Raw genomic sequence first — 14,884 nt, 5'->3', positions numbered from 1 at the left:
AGCCCGGCCTCCGCGCCAGGCGAAGTTCAGATCACTGCCTCGATCAGGAACGGTCCCTTCCGGGACAATGCGCCCTGGAACAGCTTGGTGAATTCCTCGGCGGTGGTCGCGCGGCCCGCTTCGACGCCCATGCCGCGCGCCATCGAGACCCAGTCGAGCGCCGGCTCGTCGAGATTGAGCATCAGCTTGGCGTTGCGGCCGAAATCATTGACACCGACGGCGCGCATCTCGCCATGCAGGATCTGGTAGGTCCGGTTGGCAAAGACCACCGTGACGACGTCGAGATTCTCGCGCGCCTGTGTCCACAGGCCCTGAACCGTATACATGCCGGAGCCATCGGCCTGCATGCCGATGACCTTGCGGTCCGGGCAGGCCACCGCTGCGCCGATCGCGAGTGGAATGCCCTCGCCAATCGCGCCGCCGGTGAGCTGGATATAGTCGTGCTGCGGGGCGTTGTGGCATTGCTGGTAGAAGACGCGGCCCGATGAKACCGACTCGTCGCAGATGATGCTGTTCTCGGGCAGCAGCGTCGCCACGATCGTGCAGACCTTGTCGGCGTCGAGCGCGCCGGTCGGCAGGGCAGCAACCTCCTTGCGAGGCTCCGCGACATAGAGCGGTTGGCTCTGGCGCGCGCCAAGCTCATCGGCCAGCGCCTCGATCGCGAGCGGCAGGTCGTCGCCGATCTCGGCCAGCGTCACCACCGCGCAGCTGTCCTGGATCAGGCGGCCGGGCTTGCCCGGATAGGCAAAGAAGCCGACCGGCACCTTGGCGCCGACCAGAACCAAAAGGTCGATATCCTTGAGCGCCTCGAGCGCGATATCGACCGGGTAGGGCACTTTCGGCAGGGCGACACGGCCGACGCCGCGCTCGATGCGGCCATTCGACATCTGGCCGAAAACGCGCGCGCCGGTGACGGCGCAGATCCGCGCCGCCATCGCCATCGGGCCTTCGCGCAAAGCCATATTGGTCATCATCAGGGCGGCACGCTTGCCGTGCTTGCGAAGGGCGGCTGCGGCCTCCTTCACGGCGGTCATATCGACCGATTTCAGCTTGGGCACCGCGACCGGCGCAAGCTTGGCCGGCGCGACGCTGCCCCAGGCGCAATCCGCCGGAAGGATCACGGTGGTTACGCCCGGCAGCGACATGGCGGCGGCATAGGATTCGCCGATCGCCGGGCCGACATCCTCGGGCGTCGTGATCCGACGGACGAAATGGGACATCGGCTGGGCCAGGCTTTCGATATCGCTGGTCAGTGGCGCGTCATGGACGAGATGATAGGTCGCGTGATCGCCGACCACATTGATCATCGGAGTCCAGGCCCGCCTTGCATTGTGCATGTTGGCAAGGGCGTTCGCCATGCCGGGGCCGCAATGAAGCAGCGTCGCCGCCGGCTTGTCGGCCATGCGGGCGTAGCCGTCGGCCGCACCGGTCACCACACCCTCGAACAAGCCGAGTACGCAGCGCATCTCCGGCTTGCGGTCGAGCGCCGCGACGAAATGCATTTCGGAGGTGCCGGGATTGGCAAAGCAGACATCCACGTCATTGACGAGGAGGGTATCGCAAAGGCGGTCGGCGCCGTTCATTCTGGAAGGACCTCTTGGGAGATGCGCGGCGCGCAGGACCCTGCGAAGGGAACGGAACCCTCGTCCGGTGTCAAACAAGAGAAATTTATCACCTTCGTTCAGGAAACTGATCGCCGCCTTGACGGTTTTGCATATGCATTTAACCTGCCTTGGAATGAAGGTTGCATCCCGCTTCGGATGAGGCGATGGGCTTTAAGTCTCACGGGCGCGAACKACATCAACCAGGGGAAGGGTTTCGACATGACAGGTTTGAAGCGTATCGGAGCCGCGGCCGGACTTGGCTTCGCGGCGCTGCTGGCTGCCACGGGCGCACAGGCGCAGACCAAGGTTTCGATCGGCATTTCCGGCTGGACCGGTTTCGCGCCCCTGGTGCTGGCCAAGGAGGCCGGCATCTTCGCCAAGAATGGCCTCGATGTGTCAATCAAGAAGATCCCGCAGAAGGACCGTCACCTTGCCATCGCCTCCGGCGATATCCAGTGCGCCGCCACGACTGTCGAGACCTGGATCGTCTGGGACGCCGCCGGGATCAAGACCAAGCAGCTCTTCCAGCTCGACAAGAGCTATGGCGCCGACGGCATGGCGGTGCGTAGCGCGACCGGCTCGATCAAGGATCTGAAGGGCAAGACGGTTGCTGCCTCTGCGCCCGGCACGTCGCCCTATTTCGCGCTCGCCTGGTTCCTCAAGGAGAACGGCATGTCGGTCAAGGACGTGACCGTGGTCAACATGGAGCCCGGCCCGGCGGCCCAGGCCTTCATCGCCGGCCAGAATGATGCGGCCATGACCTATGAGCCCTATCTCTCTGCCGTGCGCGACAAGCCGGATGCCGGCAAGATCATCGCGACCACGCTCGATTATCCGATGGTGATGGACACCTTCGGCTGCACGCCGGCCTTCATCGCGGGCAACGAGGCTGCCGTGAAGGGGCTGACCAAGAGCTATTTCGAGGCGCTCGAACTGATCAAGGCCGATCAGGCCAAGGCCTATGGCATCATGGGCGCCGACGTGAAGCAGTCCGGTGAGCAGTTCGGCAAATCCGCCGGCTTCCTGCGCTGGTCGGATGCCGAGGGCAACAAGAAGTTCTTCTCCGGGGAATGGCAGGCCTTCACCACCAAGGCGGCCGACCTGCTGCTCGAGATCGGCCTGATCAAGTCGAAGCCCGATATCACCACGCTGGTCGATACGCGCTTCGTTTCGGGCGGTGCGATGTGACGATCCTGCCGGACGTGCTTGCGCCACGTCTGGGAATCGTCTTCTGCGGCACTCAGGCCGGGCGCGCCTCAGCCTTGCGGCGCGCCTATTACGCCGGACCGGGGAACAAGTTCTGGCGGGTGCTTCACACCATCGGCCTTCTTCCCCGGCAATTCAGGCCTGAGGATTTTCCTCACTTGCTCGACTATGGGTTTGGTCTCACCGACGTCGCGAAAGCGACCTCCGGGCCGGATGCCGCGCTCGTTCGTGCTCATTTCGATGTTGAAGGATTCTTGATGAAGATGCGTGCGACGGCTCCGGCCTTCATCGCCTTCAACGGCAAGCGGGCGGCCGAGGCCGTGCTGGGTCAATCCAGTGCTGCCATCGGCTATGGCCGCCAGCTGGTTGATGTCGCGGGTTGCGCGACTTTCGTGCTGCCATCGACCTCCGGCGCGGCCTCGGGCTTCTGGTCGGTCGAACCCTGGCAGGAACTGGCCTCGGCCTGGCGTTCGCGGGCGATTTGACGATGAAGCCGCTTCAGCCCGTTTCCGTCCCGTCCCGCGTCGCGCTGGGGCTCGGCTTCTTCGTACTCTTCGTTGCGCTCTGGTCGGTCGCGACCTTCGGCGGCTATGTCCAGCGCCTCTTCCTGGCCGATCCGCTGACCATGGTCGGCGAGGGCTACAAGCTGCTCGTCGAATACGGCTTCGCGTTCGATATCGGCATGACGATCTGGCGTGTCCTCGGCGGCTTCATCCTCGCGGTCATCGTCGCGCTGCCGCTCGGCATCCTGATGGGCGCCTACAAGCCGATCGAGGCCTTCTTCGAGCCCTTCGTCTCCTTCGCGCGCTACCTGCCGGCCTCGGCCTTCATCCCGCTGCTGATCCTCTGGGCCGGCATCGGCGAGACGCAGAAGCTGCTCGTCATCTTCATCGGCTCGGTCTTCCAGATCATCCTGATGATCGCCGTCGCGGTGGGCTCGATCCGGCGCGATCTCGTCGATGCCGCCTATACGCTGGGCGCCAGCGACCGTTCCGTGGTGATGCGCGTGCTGCTGCCCAATGCTGCGCCCGAGATCGCCGAGATCCTGCGCATGGTGCTGGGCTGGGCCTGGACCTATGTCATCGTCGCCGAGCTGATCGGTTCCTCCTCCGGCATCGGCCACATGATCACCGACAGCCAGGCGCTGCTGAACACCGGGCAGATCATCTTCGGCATCATCGTCATCGGCCTGATCGGGCTGATCTCGGATTTCCTGTTCAAGGCGGTCAATCAGCGCCTGTTCCCCTGGGCCGCGAAATGAGCAAGCTCATCATCGACAATGTCGGAAAATCCTTCCCCGCGCGTCACGGTGGGCAGGCGACACGGGCGCTGATGCCGACGTCCCTCAGCGTCTCCGACAACGACTTCATCACCATTCTCGGCCCCTCCGGCTGCGGCAAGTCGACCTTGCTGCGCATGATCGGCGGGCTGGAGACGCCGACGGAAGGGCGCATCCTGCTCGATGGCGAGACGGTGACAGGGCCCGGTGCGGATCGCGGTTTCGTCTTTCAGAGCTATACCCTCTTTCCCTGGCTGACCGTGGCGCAGAACATCGCCTTCGGCCTGCGCGAGAAGGGCGTGCCGGAGGCGGAGCGGCTGCGGATCGCCGTCGACTGGGCCGGACGCATCGGTCTCAAGGGMTTCGAGAACCATTTCCCCAAGCAGCTGTCGGGCGGCATGCAGCAGCGCACCGCGATCGCGCGTGCCCTCGCCAATGATCCAAAGATCCTGTTGCTGGACGAGCCCTTCGGCGCGCTCGACAACCAGACACGCGCCCTGATGCAGGAAATGCTGCTCGGCATCTGGGAGCGTGAGCAGAAGACCGTGCTCTTCGTCACCCATGACGTCGAGGAGGCGATCTTCATGGCCTCGCGCGTCGTGGTGATCAGCGCCCGGCCGGGACGCGTCAAGGCGGACATCCCGGTCGACCTCCCGCATCCGCGGCCCTACACGATCAAGACGAGCCCGGAATTCGTCGCGCTCAAGGAGCGGCTGGTCGAGGAGATCCGGGCAGAGGTGATGGCGAGCGCGGCTTAGCCCGCGATCTTGTGCAGCGGAGCTCCGGCGATCGGTCGCCCTGTCTTGGTCAGGAGCGTGCAGATCCTGCAACTCTGAGTTTCCGGGGATCTCCTTCAGGTAGAATTTCGGGCTGCTTGAAGGTCACGCCGTTCGGCGTCGGGATCGGCGTCTGTGTCACCACATATTGCGGCTGGCCCTTGAAGTTCGGATCTCCGGGTGGAGGCGTCAGGAGCTGGAGCCGCAGCAGCATCCTCATGGGTGGCGTTATGGCAATGGGTCACATAGGCCCCGCCGAACTCCCCGAACCGCACCTGGAATTTCACCTTGCCCGAGGGCCGCAGGCGCCAGACATCCTTGCGTACAAGGCGCTCCGTTGCGGGAATGGCAGCTCCGCCGCGGTCGATGGTGACGCCTTCCTCGAAATGAAGGTGAATCGGGTGGTCCCAGCCGCCCCCGCCATTGACGAGGGTCCAGTGCTCCACCTCGCCCGGCTTGGGGACCAGGAGGGAGATGCGGTTGGCGTTGAGCGAGTGCGCTGCTTGGCCGTTGACTTTGATGGTCCAGGGAAAGGAATCGGCATTGCCGCAATCGGGGATGCATTGCCCGTCAGCAGTATTGCGAGAATCTCCACCCCCTGACCTGCCGAATTCAAGGGTCCGCTCACGCACTGGCGCGACGATCGGGATTTGACTGGTCAGGGTCTTGGCGCCGGACCGCCACTCGGGATCGGTGAAATTGACGCTGCGATCCTTGTCGAGCGGATTGCTKGCATTGTAGATCTTGCCGGGATTGTCGACGCTTTGCAGCGAATTCACGACCCGGAACTCAAGGAAGGGGCCGACACAAGGATCGTCACCGCCAGCMTTGAGTGCCCTGTCGATCGAGACGGCGCCGTCTGGCCGGCGCCCGTCGGTCTGCTGCAACAGGTTCACCAGATAGATGCTGTCGCCTGGCGCAAAGGCGGAAAAATCGACAACGATGTCGTAGCGCTCCGCAACGCCCTGCTCGTCCAGCTCGGTCAGGGCGATCGGACTGACAACCAGATTTCCGTCATTGGCGATGAAGTAGAACGGAACTTTGGTGGCTTGCGAGAAGCGAGCACTCTTGTTGACCCCGAGTGCCAGTTTGATGAAGCGCGCGACGGAGACGTTCAGGAGGCGGAAGCGGTAACGTCGCGGCAGCACCTCGAAATACGGATAATAGGTGCCGTTGACCAACAGGATGTCACCCAGGAAGCCATCGGTGTCGAAGATGTCGAACCGGGGCTGCCCATTGGCGTCGAAGGCCGGGTTCGAGATCGCGAGGTTGATGTCGAAATCGACATTGCCCCATTTGAGCTGCGAGCCGCTCGGCAGCCGCAGGTTGATGCCGTCATCGAGATCTTCGCGGCCTCGATCAGGGCCGCTGTAGATGTTGAAGACAGCGAACATGCCCTTGTAGACGTTCTGCGCCGTGAAGAAGAAGCGATGGTCGTGGAACCAGAGGCTGCCCTGGATCTCCCGGAAATCGCCCGGGACCTGAACCAGGCCGTTGCCATCGTCGGGTCCCGAGGCCTTGCGCGCAAAGTCGCGGTCGCTGGTCGGCCAGACGCTCGGCAAATCGCGCCGCGCCATGGCCATTGCCCAGTGATAGTCATAGAAAGTCCCGGGGAAATTGAACGCGTTGCAGGCACCGTCGCTCTCGGCGCCGTTATGCGAATTGTGAAGGTGAACCGAGCTTTCGTTGCGCCCGAATCCGCCATTGATGGCCCGGTCGACCGGCAGGTCGTTGTAGATTCGCGTGAGGATCGGTTCGCCGTAGCGGGCCTTGATCAGAACGGGCCTCGCCAACCCCGTGCGCAGGCCGGCGGCATTCCCCGTCTGCCCAGGCTGCCGGGGGCCGAAGGACCAGACGGAGTTCGCGTTCTGGTCCGGCAGCCCTTGGCCGAATTTGCTGCCCGGTCGGACCTGTCCGACCGACAGCAGATAGCCCACCTTCGGGTAAAGCTCCTCCCAGCGCTGATGCGCGAAGAACTCGCCGGGCGGCCGCCCCTCGAACGGCCCGACACCGGTCACCGGATTGCGGAAGACCGCACCGCCGGAATTGGTGAAGTCGGTGTGATAGGAAAAGCTCCTGGCGGCCAGTTCCGTACCGCCCCCACCCGTCTGCCAGGCCGCATCGCCATTCGGCAGGCGCAGCAGCGGGACCGGCCTCTGAAGCTCGGCCCGCGGCATCGGCGTCTGGAACTTGACTGCGCCGAAAGTCGGGCTGCGCGGCACGCTGTCGGCATAGGCGCTACCGACGAACCGGCCGAGCCCGTTCCTCGCGATCAGAAGCCCGCCGGTCGCGAAATATCCCCAGCGCAGCAGATCGCGTTTGGTGATCTGCCCCAAGGCGAGGGCTCTGACGATCTCGAGCCGGTTTTCCAGAGCGCGMTCAGCTTCCTTCAACAGGACGCCGGTGGTCTCGCGCGGAAGATACATGTCCGCCTCCCCGCATCTGGCCAATGGGTGCGAGCCGCCTCAACAATTATACCCATGAGGCCGGACTGCGGGGAGAGACCATGGTCGGACAAATCGACAAACCAAAGTCCGCGACCTTGGTCGCACTCAGCCGTACCATCGGCCGCTGGCGTTCTGAAAGACCGAGCTGCTGGTACGGGGCGTAACGGCAGGGGCAGGGCCATCGCTGGAACGGAAGGCGCCTGCCTGCGAAGGCTCATTGACATGCCGGTCGCTACGATGGTTTCTTCTCCAAAATTGGCCTGACCACATGGCCAAATTGACCTCGGTACTGCCGAGGCAKGGGATGGACCGGGGAGTGACACGTGCCGCTCGAAGCCGTCGAGTCGCCGCGCCTTTATCGTCAGATCGCCGATCAGCTGCGTCATCTCATTGACCGGCAGGAGTTTCCCGTTGGCGCACGCCTGCCACCTGAGCGGGAACTCGCGGAAAAGCTCGGCGTCTCTCGTCCTTCAGTGCGCGAGGCCTTGATCGCGCTCGAGGTCGAGGGGCKGGTGCGTATCCGCATGGGCTCCGGCGTCTACGTGATCGATCCGCCACGTCCGGTTCCCAGCGCCATCCTTGTCTCCGATGATGCGCCCGAGGGGCCTTTCGAGGTCCTGAAGGCCCGCGAGCTGGTGGAGAGCGCGATCTGCGCCGAGGCGGGAGGGCAGGCAACGGGCGAGGATCTCGCGCGCCTCGAGGAAATCCTGTGCGGAATGGAGGCTCCCGGATTGCCGAGCGACGAACTCGTCGCGCTCGACCGCGCCTTCCATGTCGCGATCGCCGGAATCCTGGGGAACTCCGTTCTGGCGCGCTTTGTTGGCACCTTGTTCGATCAGCGCATCAATCCGTATTTCCAGCAACTCGCGAGCTACTTCGAGAACGAGACATCCTGGCGCACCGCCGTCGCCGAGCACCGGGTTATCCGTGATGCGCTGGCCGCTKGATCGGGAGAGGCCGCCAGCACCGCGATGCGCCGGCACCTGCGCTGCTCGCAGGAGCGTTTTTCGCAGAGTTTCGGTGAAGGGGTTTCAAGCGGGCAGGAGAGCGTCAACTCCTGCCCGGCCAGCAAGAATTGACGCCAAGCAACGATCTTCGAGTCCATGGGAGGACACCTGATGAAGAGCTATCTGACACTGGCTGCAGCCTTTGCCGCCGGCCTCGTTCTTGCCGGGGCGCCGGCCCAGGCCCAGACCAAGCTGAAATGGGCGCATGTCTACGAGACATCCGAGCCGTTCCACACCGAGTCGGTCTGGGCTGCGGACGAGATCAAGAAGCGCACCAACGGCAAATACGAGATCACGGTCTACCCGGCCTCGCAACTCGGCAAGGAAACCGACATCAACCAGGGCCTGACGCTGGGCACCGTCGACATGATCATCTCGGGCTCGAGCTTCGCGGCCCGCGCCTATCCGCCGATCGGCGTGACCTATTATCCCTTCATCTTCCGCGGCCCGGACCACCTCCTCGCCTACGTGAAGAGCGACGTCTTCAAGGAGATGGCGAAGGGCTATCAGGAGAAGAGCGGGCACCAGATCCTGGCCGTCACCTATTACGGCACGCGCCACACCACCGCGAACAAGCCGATCAAGACCTGCGCGGACATGAAGGGGCTGAAGATCCGCGTGCCGGACGTGCCGGCCTATCTCGCCATGCCACGCGCCTGCGGCGCCAATACGACGCCGATCGCCTTCGCCGAGGTCTATCTCGCGCTCCAGAACGGTACGGTCGAGGCGCAGGAGAATCCGCTCAACACGATCGAGGCGAAGAAGTTCTACGAGGTGCAGAAGCACATCGTCCTGACCGGACATATCGTCGACCACCTCAACACGGTCGTCTCCAAGCAGCTCTGGGACAAGCTCTCGCCAGAAGACCGCAAGATCTTCACCGACGTCGCGCAGGAGGCTGCCGAGCGTGCGACCAAGAAGATCCAGTCCGACGAGGTCAAGCTCGTGCAGGTCTTCAAGGACAAGGGCCTGTCGGTCACCGAGATCGACAAGGCCGACTTCCTCGCTGCCGTACAGAAGAATGTCAGCTTCGAGCAGTTCGGCTACCGCAAGGCCGACTGGGAACGCATCCAGGCGATCAAGTGATCTGATCCGTCGCATCGGGCCGGTCTTTGACCGGCCCTTTTTTGTCCTCACGCCGAGCCGAGGCCGTCGATGTCGAGCGAGACCCCGCAGGAGATCCACATCCCCGTCACCAGCGAGGAAATCGCGCATGTCTTCGACGAGGCGCCACCGCCTGCCGATCTGAGCGGCTATGGCGTCKAGGACTGGGTGACGCTCGCCGCCTTCTGGCTGATGGTCGGTTGCGTCGTGCTGCAGTTCTTCACGCGCTATGTCCTGAACGATTCCTACGCCTGGACGGAAGAGATCGCGATCTACGCGCTGATCGTCGTCGTCTTCCTCGGCGCCTCGATGTGCGTGCGGGCCTCGCGCCACATCCAGGTCGATTTCATCTACCGCTACCTGTCGCCCGGCATGGGGCGGATCCTGTCGACGGGCGTCGATCTCTTGCGGATCGTCTTCTTCGGCTACGCCACCTGGCTCATGTACAAATATGCGTCGCTCATCCCCGATGAGATGATGACGACGATCCAGTTTCCGAAGTCGATCGTCTTCAATGCCGTCGTCATTGCCTTCGCTCTGATGACGCTGCGCTCGATCCAGGTCGCCTGGCAGAATGCACGACGCGGCTATTCCGTGCTGGAACGGCMTTCKGCCTTCGACGGCTCGGAGGCCTGAGGCATGCTCATCCTGCTCGGAACCTTCCTCGGCCTGATGATCCTCGGCGTGCCGGTGGCCATCTCCATGGCCGTCGCCTCTCTCGCCTTCATCGTCATTTCCGGCACTGTGCCCGATGTCATCATGGCGCAGCGGATGATCGCCGGCGTCGAGAGTTTCCCGCTGCTGGCGGTGCCGTTCTTCATCCTTGCCGGCAATCTGATGAACATCGCCGGCGTCACCGGTCGCATCTATGCCTTCGCGGTCGCGCTTGTCGGTTGGATGCGCGGCGGCCTAGCCCAGGTCAACATCATCGGCTCGGTGATCTTCTCGGGCATGTCGGGCACGGCGATCGCGGATGCCGCGGGCATCGGCACGATCGAGATCAAGGCCATGAAGGACCATGGCTATCCCATGGATGTTGCCGTCGGCGTGACGGCGGCCTCGGCGACGCTCGGGCCGATCATTCCGCCTTCACTGCCCTTCGTCATCTACGGCATGATGTCGAACACCTCGATCGGTGCACTTTTCCTTGGCGGTGTCATTCCCGGCGTGGTGATGACGCTGTTCATGATGGGCACGGTCGCCGTCTTCGCCCGCATGCGCGGCTGGGGCTCCGACGCCAAATTCTCGCTGCGCCAGATCGGCTCGGCCGGGATCGAGGTTCTGGTCGTGCTTGGCTTCCCGGTCCTGGCTTATCTGCTCGTCTGGGCAGGCCTGTCGGAGAATGTCGCGATCGGGCTCGCGCTCGTCGCCCTGCTGGCGCTCGACTACTATTTCGACTTCTCGGCGGTGATGGCACTGATGACGCCGGTCATCCTGATCGGCGGCATGACGCTGGGCTGGTTCACGCCGACGGAGGCCGCCGCTGCGGCGGTGATCTGGTCGCTCTTCCTCGGCCTTGTCCGCTATCGCTCGATGACGCTGCGCACACTCACCAAGGCGACCTTCGACACGATCGAGACGACCGCTTCCGTCCTCTTCATCGTCACAGCCGCCTCGATCTTCGCCTGGCTGCTGACGGTCTCGAGCACGGCGCAGATCCTGTCCGACCTGATCCTCGGGCTGACCCAGAACAAATGGGTCTTCCTGATCCTGGTCAATCTGCTGCTGCTCTTCATCGGCTGCTTCCTCGACACCATTGCGGCGATCACCATCGTGGTGCCGATCCTGCTGCCGATCGCCCTCAAGCTCGGCGTCGACCCGATCCATTTCGGGTTGATCATGACGCTGAACCTGATGATCGGCCTGCTGCATCCGCCGCTCGGCATGGTGCTCTTCGTGCTTTCGCGGGTGGCGAAACTCTCGGTCGAGCAGACCACCATGGCGATCCTGCCCTGGCTGGTGCCGCTCTTCCTGGCGCTCTTCGCCATCACCTTCATTCCCGAGTTGACGCTGTGGCTGCCGCGAACGATGGGGATGTTGCGGTAATATTCGGCGGCRGAGCCGAGCCTCCGCCGCCATGCACTGAAGTCAGGCCCCTGTTGCACTCCCAGGTTGAAGGTGTTGCACTGAAGGGGCTCCATTGCCATTTTTTTGGCGAAGGGGAGTTCGCTGACGGAGTGACGTCCTTGCGCGCGCTCATTGAATCGATGTTGTCTCGGCTGGTGGGGAAATCCCGGCTCGATGTTGTCTTCGCCGACGGATCCCAGCGCTCCGTCGGCGCCGGGAGAAGTCCTGGGCCGACGATGCGTATTCTCGACCGGCCGACCGAGTTGAAACTGGCGCTGAATCCAGAGCTTGCTCTTGGCGAGGCGGTGATGGACGGGCGTGTCGTCGTCGAGCGTGGCAGTCTCTACGACCTTCTCGACATTCTGATCGCCGGCGCATCGCGACAGGAACTGACCGCGTGGACGCKACCTCTCACGCAATTCCGCACGGCGATCAGGCGCATCACCCAGAACAACAATCTGGCTTGGGCGAGACGCAACGTCGCCCATCACTATGACCTCAGGACCGAGTTCTTCCGGCTCTTCCTCGACGAAGACCTGCAGTATTCCTGCGCCTACTTTCCGAGCCCGGACATTTCGCTCGTGGACGCACAGGCGGCCAAGAAGCACCACATCATCGCCAAGCTGGCGATCGAGCCGGGCCAGCGCGTCCTCGATATCGGGTCGGGCTGGGGCGGTCTGGGCTTGAGCATCGCGCGCGAGACCGGTGCCTCGGTGAAGGGCATCACCCTCTCGCGGGAGCAGCTTTCCGTCGCGCAGGAGCGGGCTGCCGCCGAGGGGCTGCCGGTCGATTTCCAGTTCCAGGATTACCGCATGCTAGCGGAACCCTTCGACCGCATCGTCTCGGTCGGTATGTTCGAGCATGTCGGCGTGGGCTATTACCGTGCCTATTTTCGCAAGATTACGGAGCTGCTCACGGATAACGGTGCTGCGCTCATTCACACGATCGGTCGCACCACGCCCCCAGGTGCGACGAACCCTTTCATCGCCAAATACATCTTCCCCGGCGGCTACATTCCCGCCATGTCGGAAATCACGGCGGCAATCGAACGCGAGGGCCTGATCATCACTGATGTCGAGGTGCTGCGCCTTCACTATGCCGAGACGCTGAAGGCCTGGCGCGAGCGATTCCTCGCTCGGCGCAAGGAGGCGGTGGACATGTATGACGAGCGCTTCGCGCGGATGTGGGAGTTCTATCTGGCGGCTTCGGAAGCGAGTTTCCGCCACGATGGCCTTGTCGTCTTCCAGCTCCAGCTCGCTAAGCGGCTCGACACCTTGCCGATGACGCGCAGTTACATGGAGGCATGATCGGAGCGTCGGCCGCGCGTCAGATCTGCGGAGCGGCCGACAGCACGATCGCGAAGATCTCGCCGGAGTCGTGAGGATTCGTCAGGACGACGCCTTCGACCGATTCCAGCAGGGCACTGTCCCCGGTGGCTAGGATTTCCCGGTGCGGGGGCCGCGCTATCGTCCAGCCATCGGAGCGAGCGACCAGGACCACGAGTTCTCCCGTCTGGTCGAGCTGGAACGGGCCAGTGCCACTGAAGCGCGTTACCTTGTGCAGCCAGCGACCGCGGCGGGTCATCACGTTGAGGTCGTCGATCGGCCCGTCCACCAATTGCCCCTCGACCGGCCTGTCGGCCGCGAACGGATAGGGCTCGGTGGACCGCTCGAGGCGTTTGCTTTCGCCCTCGCCGAAGGCGAGGACGATTCCCCGGCCCGTCAGCACCGACAAGGTCCTGTCGATGCCGGGAAAAACGGAGAAGGGGCCGTCCGACCCGACATGGGCCATGGAGATCCGCCAGTCGAAGCCGTCCAACGAGGCGCCGGGCGGATGCGCTGCGATCTCCGTCGTGGTGCCGCCGCCGTTCTTCCACGGCATGGTGCGGCACGCGCTGGCGCGGATGATGCGCATGATCAGCCGAGAATGCCCGGCAGCTTCAGGCCCTTTGCCTTGGCGCAGTCGATCGCGATCTCGTAGCCGGCATCGGCATGACGCATCACGCCGGTCGCCGGGTCATTCCAAAGGACGCGCTCCAGCCGCTTTGCCGCCTCCGGGGTGCCGTCGGCGACGATGACGACGCCCGAATGCTGCGAATAGCCCATGCCGACGCCGCCACCATGGTGAAGCGAGACCCAGGTCGCGCCGCCGGCAGTGTTGAGCAGCGCGTTCAGCAGTGGCCAATCGGAGACGGCGTCCGAACCGTCCTTCATCGCTTCCGTCTCGCGGTTCGGCGAAGCGACCGAACCCGAATCGAGGTGGTCGCGGCCGATCACCACCGGCGCCTTGAGCTCGCCCTTGGCCACCATCTCGTTGAAGGCCAGGCCGAGCCGGTGCCGGTCGCCGAGGCCGACCCAGCAGATCCGTGCCGGCAGGCCCTGGAACTTGATGCGCTCGCGCGCCATGTCGAGCCAGTTATGCAGATGGTGATCGTCCGGCATCAGCTCCTTCACGCGCTGGTCCGTGCGATAGATGTCCTCCGGATCGCCTGAGAGCGCAGCCCAGCGGAACGGGCCCACGCCGCGGCAGAACAGCGGGCGAATATAGGCCGGAACGAAGCCGGGGAAATCGAAGGCGTTGTCGACACCCATATCCTTCGCCATCTGGCGGATATTATTGCCGTAATCGAGCGTCGGCACGCCCATCTGCTGGAAATCCAGCATGGCGCGGACATGCACGGCCATCGATTTCTTGGCGGCCTCGATCGTACCGGCAGGATCGCGCTCCTTGCGCTCTTCCCACTGCTCGAGCGTCCAGCCGGCCGGCAGATAGCCGTTCAGAGGGTCATGGGCCGAGGTCTGGTCGGTGACGACATCCGGGCGGATGCCGCGCCTGACCATGTCGGGGAAGACTTCCGCCGCATTGCCGAGCACACCGACCGAGACGGCCTTGCCGGCCGCATGGGCGCGCTTGATGATCTCCAGCGCCTCGTCGACACTGTCGGCCTTCTCGTCGAGATAGCCGGTGCGCAGCCGGAACTCGATGCTGGAGGGCTTGCACTCGATGGCGATCATCGAGGCCCCGGCCATCGTCGCGGCGAGCGGCTGGGCSCCRCCCATGCCGCCKAGACCGCCGGTCAGSAYCCAYTTGCCCTTGAGGCTGCCGCCATAATGCTGGCGSCCGRCCTCGACGAAGGTYTCGTARGTGCCCTGMACGATGCCCTGSGTGCCGATATAGATCCAGGACCCCGCGGTCATCTGGCCGTACATCATCAGCCCCGCCTTATCGAGCTCGTGAAAATGCTCCCAGTTCGCGTAGGCCGGCACGAGGTTCGAATTGGCGATCAGCACGCGCGGTGCATCCGCATGGGTGCGGAACACGCCGACGGGCTTGCCGGACTGCACCAGCAGCGTTTCGTCGGCCTCGAGCGAGCGCAGCGCGCCGACGATCCGGT

Annotated in this window: 13 protein-coding genes; 9 read left to right on the top strand and 4 right to left on the bottom strand. The window is 63.9% G+C overall.

Going from position 1 to position 14,884, the window contains the following annotated elements; genetic code table 11:
- Positions 1-26: 26 nt before the first annotated feature.
- Positions 27-1,583 (bottom strand): acetolactate synthase large subunit, encoded by a 1,557-nt coding sequence (locus tag AC1DJT_RS23375; RefSeq protein WP_441506082.1) that lies wholly within the window; start codon positions 1,581-1,583, stop codon positions 27-29.
- 240 nt (positions 1,584-1,823) lie between these two features.
- On the opposite strand from AC1DJT_RS23375, the gene AC1DJT_RS23370 reads away from it, so the two are divergent.
- The 4 genes from AC1DJT_RS23370 to AC1DJT_RS23355 are packed head-to-tail and all read left to right on the top strand — an operon-like array spanning position 1,824 to position 4,847.
- On the top strand, positions 1,824-2,792 hold the full coding sequence (locus tag AC1DJT_RS23370; protein ID WP_441490064.1) for an ABC transporter substrate-binding protein: 969 nt from the start codon (positions 1,824-1,826) through the stop codon (positions 2,790-2,792).
- The gene (locus tag AC1DJT_RS23365; protein WP_441506083.1) at positions 2,789-3,295 is read left to right on the top strand and encodes a mismatch-specific DNA-glycosylase; all 507 of its coding nucleotides are present in this window, start codon (positions 2,789-2,791) and stop codon (positions 3,293-3,295) included. The genes AC1DJT_RS23370 and AC1DJT_RS23365 overlap by 4 nt, the downstream gene beginning before the upstream one ends.
- Positions 3,296-3,297: 2 nt before the next feature.
- Positions 3,298-4,071 (top strand): ABC transporter permease, encoded by a 774-nt coding sequence (locus AC1DJT_RS23360; RefSeq protein ID WP_069877596.1) that lies wholly within the window; start codon positions 3,298-3,300, stop codon positions 4,069-4,071.
- Positions 4,068-4,847 carry an ABC transporter ATP-binding protein gene (locus AC1DJT_RS23355; protein ID WP_441506084.1) on the top strand — a complete coding sequence of 260 codons (780 nt, stop codon included), beginning with the start codon at positions 4,068-4,070 and terminating at the stop codon, positions 4,845-4,847. Before AC1DJT_RS23360 ends, AC1DJT_RS23355 begins: the two co-directional genes overlap by 4 nt.
- 95 nt (positions 4,848-4,942) lie before the next feature.
- Here AC1DJT_RS23355 and AC1DJT_RS23350 read toward each other — a convergent pair whose 3' ends face one another.
- The gene (locus AC1DJT_RS23350; protein ID WP_476834960.1) at positions 4,943-7,291 is read right to left on the bottom strand and encodes a multicopper oxidase family protein; all 2,349 of its coding nucleotides are present in this window, start codon (positions 7,289-7,291) and stop codon (positions 4,943-4,945) included.
- Between the two features lie 344 nt (positions 7,292-7,635).
- Here AC1DJT_RS23350 and AC1DJT_RS23345 point away from each other — a divergent pair, with 344 nt between their 5' ends.
- From AC1DJT_RS23345 to AC1DJT_RS23325, 5 genes are all read left to right on the top strand, one after another.
- On the top strand, positions 7,636-8,391 hold the full coding sequence (locus AC1DJT_RS23345; RefSeq protein WP_476834959.1) for a FadR/GntR family transcriptional regulator: 756 nt from the start codon (positions 7,636-7,638) through the stop codon (positions 8,389-8,391).
- Between the two features lie 39 nt (positions 8,392-8,430).
- Positions 8,431-9,405 (top strand): sialic acid TRAP transporter substrate-binding protein SiaP, encoded by a 975-nt coding sequence (locus tag AC1DJT_RS23340; RefSeq protein WP_441490059.1) that lies wholly within the window; start codon positions 8,431-8,433, stop codon positions 9,403-9,405.
- Positions 9,406-9,474: 69 nt separating this feature from the next.
- Positions 9,475-10,059 carry a TRAP transporter small permease gene (locus AC1DJT_RS23335; protein ID WP_476834958.1) on the top strand — a complete coding sequence of 195 codons (585 nt, stop codon included), beginning with the start codon at positions 9,475-9,477 and terminating at the stop codon, positions 10,057-10,059.
- Positions 10,060-10,062: 3 nt separating this feature from the next.
- Positions 10,063-11,469, top strand: a complete 1,407-nt coding sequence (locus AC1DJT_RS23330) for a TRAP transporter large permease (RefSeq protein ID WP_441490057.1) — start codon at positions 10,063-10,065, stop codon at positions 11,467-11,469.
- A 257-nt stretch (positions 11,470-11,726) separates the two neighbouring features.
- On the top strand, positions 11,727-12,797 hold the full coding sequence (locus tag AC1DJT_RS23325; RefSeq protein ID WP_476834957.1) for a class I SAM-dependent methyltransferase: 1,071 nt from the start codon (positions 11,727-11,729) through the stop codon (positions 12,795-12,797).
- Positions 12,798-12,816: 19 nt separating this feature from the next.
- Here AC1DJT_RS23325 and AC1DJT_RS23320 read toward each other — a convergent pair whose 3' ends face one another.
- Together AC1DJT_RS23320 and hutU are read right to left on the bottom strand one after the other, a co-directional pair.
- Positions 12,817-13,404: a HutD/Ves family protein gene (locus tag AC1DJT_RS23320; protein ID WP_441490055.1), complete on the bottom strand. Its 588-nt coding sequence runs from the start codon at positions 13,402-13,404 to the stop codon at positions 12,817-12,819.
- A 2-nt stretch (positions 13,405-13,406) separates the two neighbouring features.
- Positions 13,407-14,884, bottom strand: a 1,478-nt coding sequence (gene hutU, locus AC1DJT_RS23315; RefSeq protein ID WP_476834956.1) for a urocanate hydratase, incomplete at its 5' end; no start/stop codon positions are given.

This window comes from Allobosea sp. 05T422_2, assembly GCF_056396265.1.
The sequence above is the reverse complement of the archived record's forward strand: the minus strand, read 5'-3'. Positions and strand labels throughout refer to the sequence as shown.